At 54.1% G+C, this 16075-nt stretch carries 18 protein-coding genes; 3 read left to right on the top strand and 15 right to left on the bottom strand.

From position 1 onward, the window contains the following. The 9 genes from ACRDCA_RS04640 to fkpA form a co-directional block, all read right to left on the bottom strand. The coding region (locus ACRDCA_RS04640; protein WP_239553314.1) for a GTP-binding protein at positions 1–229 on the bottom strand (229 nt) is incomplete at its 3' end. Positions 230–299: 70 nt separating this feature from the next. Further along, a complete protein-coding gene (gene fusA / locus ACRDCA_RS04635; protein ID WP_218520202.1) occupies positions 300–2414 on the bottom strand; it encodes an elongation factor G in 2115 nt (704 codons plus the stop codon). Positions 2415–2509: 95 nt separating this feature from the next. After that, complete coding sequence (gene rpsG, locus ACRDCA_RS04630; RefSeq protein ID WP_021181637.1) at positions 2510–2980, bottom strand: 30S ribosomal protein S7; 471 nt, start codon at positions 2978–2980, stop codon at positions 2510–2512. A gap of 97 nt (positions 2981–3077) precedes the next feature. Continuing rightward, positions 3078–3452: a 30S ribosomal protein S12 gene (gene rpsL, locus ACRDCA_RS04625; protein ID WP_025122329.1), complete on the bottom strand. Its 375-nt coding sequence runs from the start codon at positions 3450–3452 to the stop codon at positions 3078–3080. 144 nt (positions 3453–3596) lie between these two features. Then, positions 3597–3884 carry a sulfurtransferase complex subunit TusB gene (tusB, locus tag ACRDCA_RS04620; RefSeq protein WP_438688491.1) on the bottom strand — a complete coding sequence of 96 codons (288 nt, stop codon included), beginning with the start codon at positions 3882–3884 and terminating at the stop codon, positions 3597–3599. A 9-nt stretch (positions 3885–3893) separates the two neighbouring features. Then, positions 3894–4253 (bottom strand): sulfurtransferase complex subunit TusC, encoded by a 360-nt coding sequence (gene tusC, locus ACRDCA_RS04615; protein WP_438688490.1) that lies wholly within the window; start codon positions 4251–4253, stop codon positions 3894–3896. Positions 4254–4262: 9 nt separating this feature from the next. Then, positions 4263–4652: a sulfurtransferase complex subunit TusD gene (tusD, locus tag ACRDCA_RS04610; protein WP_438688489.1), complete on the bottom strand. Its 390-nt coding sequence runs from the start codon at positions 4650–4652 to the stop codon at positions 4263–4265. Continuing rightward, positions 4652–5374, bottom strand: a complete 723-nt coding sequence (locus ACRDCA_RS04605; protein WP_025122333.1) for a helix-turn-helix transcriptional regulator — start codon at positions 5372–5374, stop codon at positions 4652–4654. The genes tusD and ACRDCA_RS04605 overlap by 1 nt, the downstream gene beginning before the upstream one ends. A gap of 326 nt (positions 5375–5700) precedes the next feature. Then, positions 5701–6582 (bottom strand): FKBP-type peptidyl-prolyl cis-trans isomerase, encoded by an 882-nt coding sequence (fkpA, locus tag ACRDCA_RS04600; RefSeq protein WP_438688488.1) that lies wholly within the window; start codon positions 6580–6582, stop codon positions 5701–5703. A 317-nt stretch (positions 6583–6899) separates the two neighbouring features. Between fkpA and ACRDCA_RS04595 the strand changes: the two genes are divergently transcribed. Next, on the top strand, positions 6900–7127 hold the full coding sequence (locus ACRDCA_RS04595) for a protein SlyX (protein WP_438688487.1): 228 nt from the start codon (positions 6900–6902) through the stop codon (positions 7125–7127). Positions 7128–7172: 45 nt separating this feature from the next. On the opposite strand, the gene slyD is transcribed toward ACRDCA_RS04595, so the two are convergent. From slyD to kefG, 4 genes are all read right to left on the bottom strand, one after another. Then, positions 7173–7760, bottom strand: a complete 588-nt coding sequence (gene slyD, locus ACRDCA_RS04590; RefSeq protein ID WP_438688486.1) for a peptidylprolyl isomerase — start codon at positions 7758–7760, stop codon at positions 7173–7175. A gap of 94 nt (positions 7761–7854) precedes the next feature. Next, positions 7855–8058 (bottom strand): YheV family putative zinc ribbon protein, encoded by a 204-nt coding sequence (locus ACRDCA_RS04585; RefSeq protein WP_438688497.1) that lies wholly within the window; start codon positions 8056–8058, stop codon positions 7855–7857. Positions 8059–8072: 14 nt separating this feature from the next. Further along, positions 8073–9881 carry a glutathione-regulated potassium-efflux system protein KefB gene (kefB, locus tag ACRDCA_RS04580; RefSeq protein WP_438688485.1) on the bottom strand — a complete coding sequence of 603 codons (1809 nt, stop codon included), beginning with the start codon at positions 9879–9881 and terminating at the stop codon, positions 8073–8075. Further along, complete coding sequence (gene kefG, locus ACRDCA_RS04575; protein ID WP_025122339.1) at positions 9881–10435, bottom strand: glutathione-regulated potassium-efflux system ancillary protein KefG; 555 nt, start codon at positions 10433–10435, stop codon at positions 9881–9883. The genes kefB and kefG overlap by 1 nt, the downstream gene beginning before the upstream one ends. 134 nt (positions 10436–10569) lie before the next feature. Here kefG and ACRDCA_RS04570 point away from each other — a divergent pair, with 134 nt between their 5' ends. Beyond that, the gene (locus ACRDCA_RS04570; protein ID WP_438688484.1) at positions 10570–12489 is read left to right on the top strand and encodes an ABC transporter ATP-binding protein; all 1920 of its coding nucleotides are present in this window, start codon (positions 10570–10572) and stop codon (positions 12487–12489) included. A gap of 154 nt (positions 12490–12643) precedes the next feature. Here ACRDCA_RS04570 and ACRDCA_RS04565 read toward each other — a convergent pair whose 3' ends face one another. Beyond that, complete coding sequence (locus tag ACRDCA_RS04565; protein WP_438688483.1) at positions 12644–14131, bottom strand: nicotinate phosphoribosyltransferase; 1488 nt, start codon at positions 14129–14131, stop codon at positions 12644–12646. 136 nt (positions 14132–14267) lie between these two features. Continuing rightward, a complete protein-coding gene (prs, locus tag ACRDCA_RS04560; RefSeq protein ID WP_438688482.1) occupies positions 14268–15128 on the bottom strand; it encodes a ribose-phosphate diphosphokinase in 861 nt (286 codons plus the stop codon). 225 nt (positions 15129–15353) lie between these two features. Between prs and ACRDCA_RS04555 the strand changes: the two genes are divergently transcribed. Then, positions 15354–16073 carry an NUDIX hydrolase gene (locus ACRDCA_RS04555; RefSeq protein ID WP_438688481.1) on the top strand — a complete coding sequence of 240 codons (720 nt, stop codon included), beginning with the start codon at positions 15354–15356 and terminating at the stop codon, positions 16071–16073. The last annotated feature ends 2 nt before the right edge of the window (positions 16074–16075 follow it).

Genomic DNA, 16075 nt, shown 5'->3' with positions numbered 1-16075 from the left:
AGTGACGAGTCGGGGTGTCATATTCAACGTGTGAAGTGTTGATGGTGATACCACGAGCTTTTTCTTCTGGCGCGTTATCGATCTGGTCGAAAGCACGTGCAGAACCACCGTAGGTTTTAGCCAGAACGGTAGTGATTGCAGCGGTCAGGGTAGTTTTACCGTGGTCAACGTGGCCGATAGTACCAACGTTAACGTGCGGTTTGGAACGTTCAAATTTTTCTTTAGACACGGCTATATTCCTTAACTCTTATGCTCCCCCCTCATGGAGAGAGCACTGATCAATGTGTTAAACCCGAAGCTTATTTACCACGGGCTTCAATAACGGCCTGAGCGACGTTGTTCGGCGCATCATCGTACTTCAGGAACTCCATGGAGTAAGAAGCACGGCCTTTGGTCAGAGAACGCAGTTGAGTTGCGTATCCAAACATCTCGGACAACGGAACTTCAGCGTGAATCTGAACGCCAGTAGCGTTGGATTCCTGACCTTTCAGTTGACCACGACGACGGCTAAGGTCACCGATGACGTCACCAGTGTTCTCTTCCGGCGTTTCAACTTCAACCTTCATGATAGGCTCAAGCAAAACAGGTTTCGCTTTCTTAAAGCCATCTTTAAAGGCGATAGACGCGGCCAGTTTAAACGCCAATTCGGAGGAGTCAACATCGTGGAAAGAACCGAAATGCAGACGCACACCGAGATCAACTACCGGGTAACCGGCCAGTGGACCAGACTTAAGCTGCTCTTGGAGACCTTTATCAATGGCAGGGATGTATTCCGTTGGGATCACACCACCCTTGATGTCATTGATGAACTCATAGCCTTTCGGATTTGAGCCCGGCTCCAGTGGGTACATGTCGATAACAACATGACCATACTGACCACGACCACCAGACTGCTTGGCGTGTTTACCTTCGATGTCAGTAACTTTCGCACGAATCGCTTCACGGTAAGCAACCTGTGGTTTACCCACGTTCGCTTCAACGTTGAATTCACGACGCATACGGTCAACCAGGATATCCAGGTGAAGCTCACCCATACCTGCGATGATGGTCTGACCTGATTCTTCGTCAGTCCATACGCGGAATGATGGATCTTCCTTCGCCAGACGGCCCAGAGCCAGACCCATTTTTTCCTGGTCAGCTTTGGTTTTTGGTTCTACCGCAACGGAGATTACCGGCTCAGGGAACTCCATACGCTCCAGAATGATCGGGCTAGCAGGATCACACAGAGTGTCACCGGTAGTTACGTCTTTCAGACCGATAGCCGCAGCGATGTCGCCAGCACGAACTTCTTTGATCTCTTCACGCTTGTTAGCGTGCATCTGAACGATACGGCCCAGACGCTCACGCGCGGCCTTAACGGAGTTCAGAACGGTGTCGCCGGAGTTAACCACGCCAGAGTACACACGGAAGAACGTCAGGTTACCCACGAATGGGTCGGTAGCGATTTTGAACGCCAGTGCCGAGAACGGCTCAGAGTCATCAGAATGACGCACAGCCGGGGTGTCTTTACCGTCGTCCAGAATACCGTTGATAGCTTCAACGTCATTTGGTGCCGGCAGGTATTCGACAACCGCATCCAGCATTGCCTGTACGCCTTTGTTTTTAAAGGCTGAACCACAGGTTACCAGGATCACTTCGTTGTTCAGCACGCGCTGACGCAGAGCTTTCTTGATTTCTTCCTCGGTCAGCTCTTCGCCGCCCAGGTATTTGTCCATCAGCTCATCTGACGCTTCAGCAGCAGACTCAACCAGATTCTGGTGCCATTCAGCAGCCAGTTCCTGCATGTCAGCTGGGATCTCTTCGTATTCGAAGGTCACGCCTGCATCAGCTTCGTTCCAGTTGATCGCTTTCATTTTCACCAGGTCAACAACACCGGTGAATTTCTCTTCTGCGCCGATAGCCAGTTGCAATGGCACTGGATTCGCGCCCAGGCGAGATTTAAGCTGACCAACAACTTTCAGGAAGTTGGCACCCATACGGTCCATTTTGTTAACGAACGCGATGCGTGGCACTTTATATTTGTTAGCCTGACGCCATACGGTCTCAGACTGTGGCTGAACACCACCAACAGCACAGTAAACCATTACCGCGCCATCAAGAACACGCATGGAACGTTCTACTTCGATGGTGAAGTCAACGTGCCCTGGGGTGTCGATGATGTTTACACGGTGCGGCTCAAACTGCTTGGCCATACCAGACCAGAAAGCAGTTGTCGCTGCAGAAGTAATGGTAATACCACGCTCCTGCTCTTGTTCCATCCAGTCCATGGTGGCGGCGCCGTCATGAACTTCACCGATTTTGTGGTTTACACCGGTGTAGAACAGGATACGTTCGGTAGTTGTGGTCTTACCGGCGTCGATGTGAGCACTGATACCGATATTGCGGTAGCGCTCAATGGGTGTTGTACGAGCCATTTGATTCCTCTATTGCCTTAGGCGTTCAAGTTTAGTTAAGCCAAGCGGGTTGGCTTCTTGAAGCGCCCGCTTGGTTAGCATAACTACTGCATGGATTACCAGCGGTAGTGGGCGAACGCCTTGTTGGCTTCTGCCATACGGTGAACGTCTTCACGCTTCTTAACAGCAGAACCTTTGTTTTCTGCTGCATCAGAGAGTTCGTTCGCCAGGCGCAGAGCCATGGATTTATCACCACGTTTACGAGCGGCATCAACGATCCAACGCATTGCCAGGGCATTACGACGAACCGGACGAACTTCAACTGGTACCTGGTAAGTAGAACCACCAACGCGGCGAGACTTAACTTCTACAGTCGGGCGCACGTTGTCGAGAGCGACTTCGAAAGCTTCCAGGTGACCTTTACCAGAACGCTGAGCCAGGGTCTCCAGCGCGGTATAGACGATTGCTTCTGCAGTAGATTTCTTACCATCTACCATCAGAATGTTTACAAATTTAGCCAACAGCTCGGATCCGAACTTAGGATCTGGCAGGATTTTACGTTGGCCAATTACGCGACGACGTGGCATGGAAATACTCCGTTGAAAATTTCAGGGTTGTCCAAAACTCTACGAGTTTATTTTGACATTTAAGTGAAAATGTTTGGCCTTACTTAACGGAGAACCATTAAGCCTTTGGCTTCTTCACGCCGTACTTGGAACGAGATTGCTTACGGTCTTTAACGCCGGAGCAGTCAAGTGCACCACGGACGGTGTGGTAACGCACACCTGGCAGGTCTTTTACACGACCGCCACGGATCAGGATCACGGAGTGTTCCTGCAGGTTGTGACCTTCACCACCGATGTAGGAAGTCACTTCGAAACCGTTGGTCAAACGCACACGGCAAACTTTACGCAGTGCTGAGTTTGGTTTCTTAGGGGTGGTGGTATATACGCGGGTACATACACCACGTTTCTGCGGGCAAGCTTCCAGCGCTGGAACGTTGCTTTTAGCAGCCTTCACAGAGCGTGGTTTGCGAACCAGCTGGTTAATCGTTGCCATTCAAAAAGCTCCTGGGTTTTGCTTCATTTGATGCTTCGTAAACATGTGATAAATCCCCCCGTATGCACTACTGGCAAAGTACGAGGACGCAGAATTTTATGGCTGACTAGTAGAGGTGTCAAGAAATATACAACATCACACGCATTACCATGCCATTTGACTGTGGTGATTCTCGGTTAACGTAACGAAATCAGTATAACCGATCAAGGTGATTTTGTGTGAAAAATGACCAGACAGGCCTCTGGCATCCAGATCGTCCTGCAGCGCATAAAGGGATATGGGGGCATTAAGCAATAAATCAAGGCTGGCGCTACCGGCCAGACCAGCCAGTACGCCGTCTTGCAGCAGCAACAGAGCGTCGCCTTCTGTGGTGAGCCTTAACAGCGCAGGCAGGTCGCAACGGGTTGGGGAGTGGCTAAGGGTATACAACATCAGAATATCCTAGAAAGTCATGACCACATCATAGGCCGCCAGTTTCTGGCGTAGCATATCTGCCGGCAGCACTTCGGCCTTCAGCACCCAGTCGGTGACCTGTTGCAGGCCACGTTCGCGGATGGCCGTTTCGCAGAGATAGCAGTTTTCAACGTCATACAGCGGCAATACCCCAAAGGTGGCAATGTAATTGCGGGCCAGGATCTTTTCGGGCCGTTGACCCGTTAGCAGTTGCAGCACGCCATCACCGATAAAGAACACGCCGATGTCTTCGCTCAGTGCCGACGTCGCCAGCACCGCATCCAGCCCTTCCCTGCCTGCCGCATTGCCATGTGGCCCTTGGGTAAAAACAAACGCAACTCGTTTCATCTTGCTCACTTAAAACTGCACCAGGCGATCGTTGCTCAGCGCCGCTTCCGCCAATGAGCCCAGACCGCTGAGGGTAAACCCTGGTTGCAGGTTAGCTGCCGCTAACGCCAACTGGGCAGCTTCCTGCTCATCGGTCACGCCACGACGTAATGCGGCGGCCACACAGACATTAAGTTCCACGCTGTGTTGCTGTGCCAAGTCAACCCACGCCCGCACCAGATCAAATTCATCACTGGCCGGTGAGGTCAGTTGGTTGGCATTCAGCACGCCTTCACGATAGAAGAACACGCTGGTAATGCGGTGACCTGCCGCCAGCAGCGCCTGGGCGAACTGCCAGGCGCTGCTCGCTTGCTGAGTCCCGTAAGCCGGGCCAGTGACCAGTAGACAGTAGTTAAGCATCAGCGCTCGTTACCCAACAGATCGCCGCTTTTGAACTGGCGGATATACAGGTAGACGGTATGTTTGGAGATATTCAGGCGGTCGGCAACCTGGTTAATCGCATCCTTGATATCGAAAATGCCTTTCTCGTACAGGTTAAGGACAATCTGACGATTTTTGGCATTATTGGACACGTTGCGATCGGCATTCACTTCTTCGATGGTGAACTCCAGAGTCTGCGCCACCAGGTCATCAACCGAGGAAGCAAAGTTGACCGAAGAGGCCACCTCCTGCGTTTCCGGCGGCATAAAGGTCTGGATGATCTGCGAGAACGGCACATCGAGGTTCATGTTGATACACAACAGGCCGATCACCCGCTGCTCGCGGTTACGGATGGCAATCGTCACCGATTTCATCAACACGCCGCTTTTGGCACGGGTGAAGTAGGCTTTGGAGACGCTGCTGTCCTCGCCGGCCATATCGTGCAGCATCCGCAGCGCCAGATCGGTGATAGGCGAACCGATTTTCCGCCCGGTGTGCTCGCCATTGGCGATACGCACGGCGGAGCATTTCAGATCTTCCAGAGAGTGCAGCACGATTTCGCAGTGCGCACCAATCAGCATCGCCAGCCCATCGACGACGACTTCATACGACTTCAGGATTTCATGGTCCGTCTGACTAAACGGACGCTCATTCAGCAAATCAAGTTCGCTGGCTTCGCTGGATAAAAGCGAATTCGACATCGAAGATACCACCTACATAGATCGCCTGTGCCAGGGGACGCAACTAAAACGGCTCATGCAGGTGGCTATCGCAGCCGGGAGCAGTTTTAGGTACACGCCCTAAGGGGCAGGCGCATGATTCATAAGTTCAGACCCAGAGTCTAGCAAAACGGCCAGATCCTAGTCCTTACATTTGCGCGTGATATTGACGTTAAGCCCGATGCCCGGCAGGCGTCAAGCAATCAGTAAAGGCAGGGAGTAAAGTTGCGGGAAATTTTGCAGAATTGAGCGGGCAGAAATGACAACCGCCGCGAAGAACATTCGCGGCGGTTGGGAAAATCTCGGACTTATTTGGCTTTAGCGTCTGCTGGAGCTTCTTCAGCCGCTTTTTCTGTTTTGTCGTCAGCCTTGGCTGCCGGTTTCACATCCAGCAGTTCAACATCAAACACCAGCGTGGAGTTGGCAGGGATCCCTGGAACACCATTTTTGCCGTAGGCCAGTGCCGGTGGGATAACCAGCTTGATCTTGCCGCCTTTCTTGATGTGTTTCAGACCTTCGGTCCAGCCTGGGATCACGCCGTCCAGACGGAATGACAATGGCTCGCCACGATCGTAGGAGTTGTCGAATACGGTGCCGTCGGTCAGAGTCCCTTTGTAGTTCACCACAACGGTATCGCTGTCTTTCGGTGCTTCACCGGTACCTTCTTTCTCTACTTTGTACAGCAGACCAGATTCGGTTTTCTTGGCGCCTTTTTCTTTGGCAAAGGTTTCAGCGTATTTCGCGCCTTTCGCTTCGTTTTCTTTCGCGTCCTGCTCCATCTTCGCCTGAGCGGAAGCCTTCACGCGCGCTTCAAAACCTTGCAGGGTTTTTTCGATGTCGGAGTCATTCAGCTTGCTTTGGTTGGCAAACGCATCCTGAACACCGGCGATCAGCTGATCTTTATCCAGCTTGATGCCCAGCTTTTCTTGTTCTTTCAGCGAGTTTTCCATGTAACGGCCGAGAGAAGCGCCCAGTGCGTAAGCAGCCTGCTCATCGTCGTTTTTAAACTTGCCGGTGCTTGGTGCTTCTGCAGGCTTGGCCGCTTCAGCTGCAGCTGGAGCCACTTCGCCGGTAGTGGTAACGGTAGCTGCATCAGCAGGTTTGGCCGCATCTTCAGCCATAACGTGGGTCGCATTCAGAGCAAGTGCCATAGTGGTTGCCAGAAGCGTGACTTTAAACAAAGATTTCATCCATTTCTCCAGTGTCTGAAGCGGTGCCTCAAACCATCATTAAGTAAGTTAACCGGGCTACTATAGCTGCCTGAAACAAAACAAAACAGTCACACAGGTAACCAATCACGTCAAGATGTGACCCCTTTACGCTGGCAAAGTTCAAGAGCATCAACTATAGCATTGATAATTAAAATATTTATTAAACGAACTTGCGGATGGGTTTGCCCGCCTTGCGGCGCTGAAAAACCGCTCGCCGAAATTGGCAGGCACAAAGCCGACCGCTACTGATAACATAGTGCCAGAATTCCGGATTTAACAGTGCCAGAGGTAACATCATGCACGAAAAAAACGACGAGAACCTGTTGCAACGGTTGGAAGAGTTGGAGAGCCGTCAGGCCTTTCAGGAAGTGACGATTGAGGAACTGAATCAAACCGTGGTGCAGCATCAGCTCGAAATGCTGAAAATACAGGAGCATCTGCGCCTGCTGACCGACAAACTGCGCGCCAGCCAACCTTCGATGATCGCCTCCCAGTCGGAAGAGACTCCGCCGCCCCATTATTAAAAAAGGCCGCCGAAGCGACCTTTTGTTGCAGTTACCGTGCCAGGATTAGTGGCAGCCGCAACCACCGTTGCCACCACAGCCGCCTTTCTTGCCGTGTTCATGGTCATGATCGTGATCGTGGCCATGGCCGCCGCAGCAGCCTTCACCGTGTTCGTGGTGATGATCGTGCTCGCCGTGAACGTGGCCATGGGCCAGTTCTTCTTCGGTCGCTTCGCGGATCGCCACAACTTCTACGTGGAAGTTCAGGTCTTGGCCAGCCAGCATGTGGTTACCATCAACCACAACGTGGTCACCATCAACTTCGGTGATTTCAACCGGAACCGGGCCCTGATCGGTATCAGCCAGGAAGCGCATGCCGACCTGCAGTTCATCAACGCCCATGAAGACGTCTTTAGGAACGCGCTGCACCAGATTTTCGTCGTAGTTGCCGTAAGCTTCGTTAGCGGCTACATGAACATCGAAACGATCGCCCGCTTCGTGATCTTCGAGTGCTTTTTCCAGACCTGCGATCAGAGAGCCATGCCCGTGCAGATAGTCCAACGGTGCACTCACCGGAGACTCATCAACCAAAACACCGTCTTCTGTACGTACTTGGTATGCCAGGCTGACTACCAAGTCTTTTGTTACTTTCATGATATCTCCTACCGTTGGAAACTAAATCGGTGGAGATTGTAGCGGAAATCTCCAGCGCTGTACCCTTCAGCATAAAAAATCACGGCAGATAACGCTACTCCGGATTAAAAATACCGATCACCTGCTCCTGCGGGCGCACGTGTTTTTCTACCTGTTGCTCGGTCTGGCGCTGATGGTGGCCACACTTGACGCACTCCACTACCTCGACCTGGTCTTCACGCCAAACTGCCAGCGTATCCATAGCCTTACAGGCTGGACAAACCGCCCCGGCGATAAATCTTTTACGTGTTGCAGACATCATTTTGCTCCCCATTATTCGTATTCATCCCAGCCGTCAAACTGCCGTTTTTCTTTTTGCATTTCGCGGTGGAAAAGTTCTTCCAGCTCGCGCCGGGCTTCCTTCACGCGGGATATCTGGGCCACATCCCCGAGGTGCGGCGGCATCAGCTCACGCAGCATACGCATATCCAGCCGGCGAAAATGCTGCTGAGCGCGATAAGCCTGATGCGGATGCATGCCCAACTCCGTTAACGCCTTACGCCCCAGCTCCAGGGCGCTGGAGAAGGTTTCGCGGCTAAACTGTTTCACCCCGGCCTGTAGCAGCTCATGCGCTTCCACACGTCCCCGCGCTCGAGCCAAGATAGACAGGTTGGGGAAATGCTGCTGGCATAAATGGACGATGGCCATGGTATCTTCCGGTTCATTACAGGTAATGACGATAGATTTGGCCTTTTCTGCCCCGGCAGCCCGCAATAACTCCAGCTCGGTGGCGTCCCCATAATAAACCTTGTAACCATAACGACGCAGTACGCCGACCGCGCTCACGTCCCGCTCAAGCACGGTGATACGTTTCTTGTTGGCCATCAGTAAACGGCCAATCACCTGCCCGAAACGACCAAAGCCGACGATAATCACCTGCGGATCGTCATCCTCCACGTAAGGCGCTTCTTCATCCTCACCTTTGGCGTTATAGCGCCGGACCAGAATGCGATCGATAATTTGCATCAGCAGCGGCGTGGTCATCATCGACAGCGTCACCACCACCAGCAGCAAAGCCAGTTGATCGTTATCTATTATGTGTTGCGTAGAGGCCGCCGAGAACAGCACGAAGGCAAATTCCCCACCCTGGCTCAGCACCCCGGAAAACTGCATGCGTACCGAACGCCGCAGGCCAAAGATCCGCGCCAGCGAGTAGAGCACACCGGATTTCACCGCCACCAGGATCACCACGCCGAGCAGCACTTCCAGCAGATGGGTATACAACACGCCCATATTCAGTGCCATGCCTACCGAAATGAAGAACAGCCCGAGCAGCAATCCCTTGAAAGGCTCAATGGCGATTTCCAGCTCATGGCGATATTCACTCTCTGCCAGCAGCACCCCGGCGATAAAGGTCCCCAGCGCCATCGACAGGCCAAGGGCATCCATAAACAGCGCGGCCCCCAGCACCACCAATAGCGCAGCGGCCGTAAAGATTTCGCGTACACCCGATGAGGCGATATAGCGGAACAGCGGGCGTAACAGAAAGCGGCCACCGATCAGCATGCCGCCAAAGGCCGCCACCTTCATGCCGATCTCCGCCCAATCGTCACTGGAGCCTGCGCCCCCGGCCAGAATAGGAATCAACGCCAACGCCGGGATCACCGCCATATCCTGGAACAGCAGCACCGAGAAACCTAGCTGGCCCCCTTCGTTGCGGTTCATGCCCTTTTCACGCATCAGTTGCAGCGCCATGGCCGTCGATGACATGGCCAGGCCAATGCCGCCAATCACCGCCGCCTGCCAGGCAAAATGACTGAAGTACAGCAACGCGCCGAGCACTGCCGCCGTAACCAATACCTGCCCGGCACCGACGCCAAAGATTGAACGGCGCAGCTCCCACAGTTTGGCCGGATTCAGTTCCAGCCCGATGATAAACATCAGGAATACCACGCCCAATTCGGAGAAGTGCAGAATTTCATCCACGTCGCGGATAAATCCCAATCCCCACGGGCCGATGGCGATCCCGGCGATCAGATAGCCTAAAACGGCCCCAATCCCCAGACGGCGGGCAATCGGCACCGTCACCACCGCGGCAAACAGGAACAGCAGGATGGCGGTTAATAATGCGGAACCTTCCATTAGTGCCTCCCGGTATGCGGTAACGGGTTACGCAACCAATCGCCATAGGCGCTGGCATGGCTGCTCAGCACTTCCGGTTTCTGGCGGCGCGCCCAGTAGACGAGGATGGGTGTCAGCCAGTGCATATGGCACATGGCCGCAGTCAACTCAAAAGGGCGCAGAATATCCTCGATGGGATAGCGATTATAACCCCCGGTGCGATAGGCACCTTCCGGCTCCCCGGTGGTGATCACCGAGCGCCAGTATTTGCCTGCCAACGCATTGCCGCCCATCCCGCTGGCAAACCCACGGGACAGCACACGGTCCAACCACTCTTTGAGCAAGGCCGGGCAGCTATAAGTGTATAAGGGATGTTGAAAAACAATAACCTGATGGTCGCGCAGCAGCTGTTGCTCGTGATGGATATCAATAAAAAAATCCGGATAGTGCGCGTATAAATCGTGCACGGTGACATTTTCCAACTGCTGTGCCGGTTGTAACAAAACCCGGTTTGCTACCGAGTCCTGGGATTCCGGATGGGCATACAGCAGCAAAACCTTCGGCGGCTGTGACATCATTCCCCTCCAAAGCGTCGTCAGGGTGGCGGATTTCCGTTACCATGCAACGCAAAGACTAATAATAGGACCCGTAGGCGTCCTGTTAACGTAAACTCCATTCAATTTAACATACTCTGAACAAACGGCGCTTTATGATTGTTTTCTCCTCGCTACAAATCCGACGCGGCACCCGCGTCCTGTTGGACAACGCCACGGCGACGGTTAATCCAGGTCAGAAGGTCGGCCTGGTGGGTAAGAACGGCTGTGGGAAGTCCACGCTGCTGGCCCTGTTGAAAGGTGAGATTGCCGCAGACGGTGGCAGCTACACCTTCCCTAACAACTGGGCGCTGGCCTGGGTGAATCAGGAAACGCCGGCACTGGACGTGCCCGCCATTGAGTATGTTATCGATGGAGATCGCGAATTCCGCCAGTTGGAGGCCGAATTGCAGCTGGCCAACGATAAGGATGACGGCCACGCCATCGCCACGCTGCACGGTAAGCTCGACGCTCTGGATGCCTGGACCATTCGTTCCCGGGCCGCCAGCCTGTTGCACGGTTTAGGCTTTTCCAACGAACAGCTGCAAAGCCCGGTGCGTGCCTTCTCGGGCGGTTGGCGCATGCGCCTCAACCTGGCACAGGCTTTGGTTTGCCGTTCCGACCTGCTGTTGCTGGATGAACCGACCAACCACCTGGATCTGGATGCGGTGATCTGGCTGGAACGCTGGCTGAAAGGTTACCCCGGCACACTGGTACTGATTTCGCATGACCGCGATTTCCTCGACCCTATCGTCGATAAAATCCTGCACATCGAAAATGAGACCATCAACGAATACACCGGCAACTACTCGTCCTTCGAGCGCCAGCGCGTGACCAAACTGGCACAGCAGCAATCGTTGTATCAGAGCCAACAGGAAAAAGTCGCACACCTGCAAAGCTACATTGACCGTTTCCGCGCCCAGGCCACCAAGGCCAAACAGGCGCAGAGCCGCATCAAAATGCTGGAGCGGATGGAGCTGATTGCCCCGGCGCACGTCGATAACCCATTCACGTTCAGCTTCCGCCAACCGGAAAGCCTGCCAAACCCGCTGTTGCGGATGGAAAAAGTCAGCGCGGGCTATGGCGACAAGGTAATTTTGCAGTCGATCAAGCTCAACCTGGTGCCCGGTTCACGTATCGGCCTGCTGGGGCGCAACGGTGCCGGTAAATCAACGCTGATCAAAATGCTGGCCGGCACCCTGGAACCGCTCAGCGGGGAAATCGGGCTGGCGAAAGGCATTAAACTGGGTTACTTCGCTCAGCATCAGTTGGAGTTCCTGCGGGCCGATGAGTCACCACTTCAGCATCTGAGCCGTATCGCACCTCGCGTGTTGGAACAGCAGTTACGGGATTACCTGGGCGGTTTCGGTTTCCAGGGCGACAAGGTCACCGAGATCACCGAACGTTTCTCCGGCGGTGAAAAAGCGCGGCTGGTGCTGGCGTTGATCGTCTGGCAGCGTCCTAACCTGCTGCTGCTCGATGAACCAACCAACCACCTGGATCTGGATATGCGCCAGGCGCTGACCGAAGCGTTGATCGACTTCGAAGGGGCCTTGGTGGTCGTTTCGCACGACCGTCACCTGCTGCGTTCCACCACCGACGATTTGTATCTGGTGCACGATGGCCAGGTAGAGCAGTTCGAGGGCGATCTGGACGATTATCAGCAGTGGCTGAGCGATCTGCAAAAGCAGCAGGCACAGCAGGATGCCGCACCGAAACAGTATAACGGCAACAGCGCCCAGGCCCGTAAAGACCAAAAGCGCCGTGAAGCCGAATTCCGTACGCAAACCCAGCCCCTGCGTAAGCAGATCGCCAAGCTGGAACAGCAGATGGATAAGCTGGGGGCCGAATTGGCCGCGGTGGAAGAACAGTTGGCAGACTCGGCGCTGTACGACAACAGTCGCAAAGCCGATCTGACCGCCTGCCTGCAAAAGCAAAGCCAGGCCAAATCCGCTCTGGAAGAGACGGAAATGACCTGGCTGGACGCTCAGGAACAGCTGGAAACGCTGACCCAGGCGTTTGATGCAGAGAGTTGAGTTAATGCCCCCTCTCCCAAAAGGAGAGGGGGCCGAATGTGCCACAACTCAACGACAATATTCATCCTTTACATCCCCCCTGCTACAAATTGGCTTCCGTACCTGATTTCGACTCCGTACGGCCCCCTCTCCCTGTGAGTGGGAGAGGGTAATGCTACGCACATGAAAGACGCTGGCGGATTTGCTCCAGTGTGTCCTGGTGATAGAGTTTGCCATCCAGAAAGCGCGTTTTCAGTTCACCCTGCTGTTCCTGCTGCCAATCCTGATTATCCAGCAGTTGATATTCCCCTTCCCCATCGCGGATCACCCGCAACAAACCCCGTGCAGACTGCTTTAGGCCGCTGTCGGTCTTCGGCTGTTTGAAGATGGTGCGCCCAACCCCGTTCACCTCGCCATAGGTGGCCTTCATCGCGAAACCGAAGGTATCGCGGGTGTGGTATTGGTAGGTGAAAGAACCGACGCCAAACACCACGTTAGAGCTGGCAAACCCTTTCGCTTCCAGCCGTCGAAGGATTTCCTGCGCGCGTTCCAGCGTGATCGAATCGCCGTAGATCAGCCCAACATGGGGATCCAACACCTTGTAACCCTTACTGTTCACCGTGCCGCCAAAGATTTCCCACAGCACTTCCACCGAGCCTTTCTCTTCGGCACTGCGTTGTTCACTTCTATCACTGTCGTCACCGGTCCCACAAAGGATCGCTACCGGGTCGCCACTGTCTGGGCGGAACACCACTCGGCCATCACGTGCCATGATTTTGTCATGTAGCTCGCGAGTAAACTGCGTCAGCACCTGCCAGTAATCCCAAGTATCCGACACTATGGACACCAGCCCGTTCGGATAGAGGTCTTCAATCAGCCGGCGGAACGTTTCGATCTCCGTCGCCTGCTCGCCCATGCACATCACGCTATGCTCGGTAGCTGGGATGCTGCCAGCCACAAAGTAATCGGCGGCAGTTGGGTAATACCGCTGCGCATATAGCACGGAAGGAATATTGTCGGTTCCCTTGAAGCTGAGCAGATGCCCGGTGCCAGACTGCGCAACATCATGCATGCCCGACAGGCCACGGAAGGAGAAGTCGTGGCATTGGAAATCCAGGTGTGCCACATCGTCACAAGTTTTCGCCGCCCACTGCTGGCAAATCTTGCGGTAATGGTGGGCAATGGTGGCGTTGGTGGAAGCCTTCCACAGTTCAGCCGAGATCACCGTTTCCAGATAGTTGACCAGCCAGAAGAACTCCTCGACGGTATTGGTGATGGTCAGCACCGGCACCTTCATCTGCACCTTGCTGCCTTCATCCAACCCTTTGATATGCAGTGGCAAATACCCCAGCCGGTGCAGGGCGCGAATATGCTCCACGCAAACCCGATCCTGACCGATGTAGCTGTCCATCAGCGTCTTATACTCACCCACCACCTGCTCTTCCGGTTGAGCAAAGAACTGCTGATTAAATAAATCCACCATGAACCACTGCAAGAAGCCCTGCAATCCAAAGAACACCAGTTTGCCGTCCGGCAGTGGTGAGGCAAAGAACCGATCGCTGCGCGGTGTGAAGTTGGAGTAAACCCGCGTGGTGCCCTGCGGATACTGCTCGCGGTGTGAGACTTTGTAGCCATCAATCGCCAGAATTGGGTTAGTCAACATAGTGGGTTCCTTAATGAGCGTATACCCGTCGCCTTTCAAGCTGCAGCGTTGTTACCTGCACTCACCCCCCCCCAGTCACTTACTAAAGTAAGCTCCTGGGGATGTGTGAGCTTGTCGCCTAGCTGCAGCTTGAAATTCATAGGGTATAAATAGATTCAATATCAATCAGTTCAACACGTTGCTCAGCCAATTCCACCGTAGCATAGGAGGTGGTGGTGTAGAGGTTATCGATGCCTTGGTTCAGCAAGGCCGCAGTCCCTTTGGAGAACACCCCGTGGGTGACATACAGGCTGACCGTACGCGCCCCCGCCTGACGCAATACCTGAGCCGAGCCAATAAAGGTGCCGCCGCCGTCGCACAGGTCATCCACAATCAGCACATCTTTACCCTGCACATCGCCAGCCAGCAGCTCGAATCCTGTCAGGTCGCCGCTTAACACGTCGCGGTGTTTGGTCATGATGCCGTATTGTGCAATGCCAAAATGGGCCGCCACCGCGTGGATTTTTTTCAGTGCTCCGGCATCTGGTGCCATCAGAAATAGCTGCTGCTGGGTCAACAAACTGGCCAATTTGCTGCTGTGCTGCATGCACTGTTGCTGGGTAATGATGTGCATGTTGTTGATGACCGCCGCCGCGACTTCGCTGTGCGGATCCAGCACCGTCACACGGTCAAACGCCAGCGTGTTGAGTAACTGACCAAATACTTTTAGTGCGAAACTGTCACCAGGGGCCATATGGCGATCCTGACGGGCATAAGGCAGATACGGCAGTTCGAGCAGGCTTTCTTTGATCAGGAATTGGTGACGCACCGCCTGCGTGAGCTGTGCCAGTAACATGAAGTCATCCATGCTGCGCATTGCGCTGGCACGTATACGCATCTGTGATATCCCGGTCGTTTCAGGCTGTTCAAATCGGGCATATACCGCCCCATCAGGAAACTTGCCGGTTGCAACCTTCACTTCCATGTCGTTCAAAAACAACTGCAACTGTGCGCTCATACTCCTCTCCCCATCAATTAATGTCCCTAAGACATTTGTATAATTGTCCAAGAGACATTTATTAGCAAGCGAAACATGCATCAATCGCAAACAAACCGTTTAACTCCTTGTTTATCTGAACGGGCGCAGCATGCAGCGCCCCTTCGCGGCGGGCCGTTTAATCATTATCATTCGCTAGCGTCAGTTGTTATATTGTCTCAAAGACCTTTTTAGCCGAGCGCCTGCATGACCACCCAAGCCGAGTACCTCAAAAATTACGATCCGCGCCTCTTCCCCTCCCCGATCGTCACCGTCGACAGCGTGCTGTTTACCGTGCACAACGGGCGGCTGTGCGTGCTGTTAGCCAAGCGCGCCAACCACCCTTTCCGCGATCAATGGGGATTGCCCGGCGGATTTATCGATTTGCAGCGCGATGCCTCAACGCAAGCAACCGCCGAACGCAAACTGAGGGAAAAAACTGGCGTGGTGCCGCCTTATCTGGCGCAGTTGGAAAGCTTTTCTGGCCCGGAAAGGGATCCGCGCGGCTGGAGCCTGACGACGGTCTACTTTGCCCTGATCGCCCATGCCGATTGCCAGCCGCATATCGCCGATGTGAATGACGTAGCCTGGATGCCGATGGACAGCCTGCAAACGCAACAGCTGGCTTTCGATCATCAAACGATCGTGGCAGCGGCGCTGCAGCGATTACGGCAAAAAACCGCTTACTCCATGCTGCCGGTCTATTGCCTGCCAGCGGAGTTCACACTTTCCCAGTTACAGGAAGTGATTGAGATCATCTTGTCGCATAGCGTGCAGCGCAAAAGCCTGATGCGGCGTTTCGACGCTTCGGAGATGTTTGAAGAAACCGGCGAGAGAGTGGCAACAGGCGCACGCAAGGCACGCCTGTATCGCAAGAAAGCGGGTGTGGATATGATCAACTTTTCCAGAAACCTGATGGTGGAGTGATC

Origin of the sequence: Serratia sp. (in: enterobacteria), from assembly GCF_051654945.1 — a bacterium.
Taxonomy (GTDB): domain Bacteria; phylum Pseudomonadota; class Gammaproteobacteria; order Enterobacterales; family Enterobacteriaceae; genus Chania.
The sequence above is the reverse complement of the archived record's forward strand: the minus strand, read 5'-3'. Positions and strand labels throughout refer to the sequence as shown.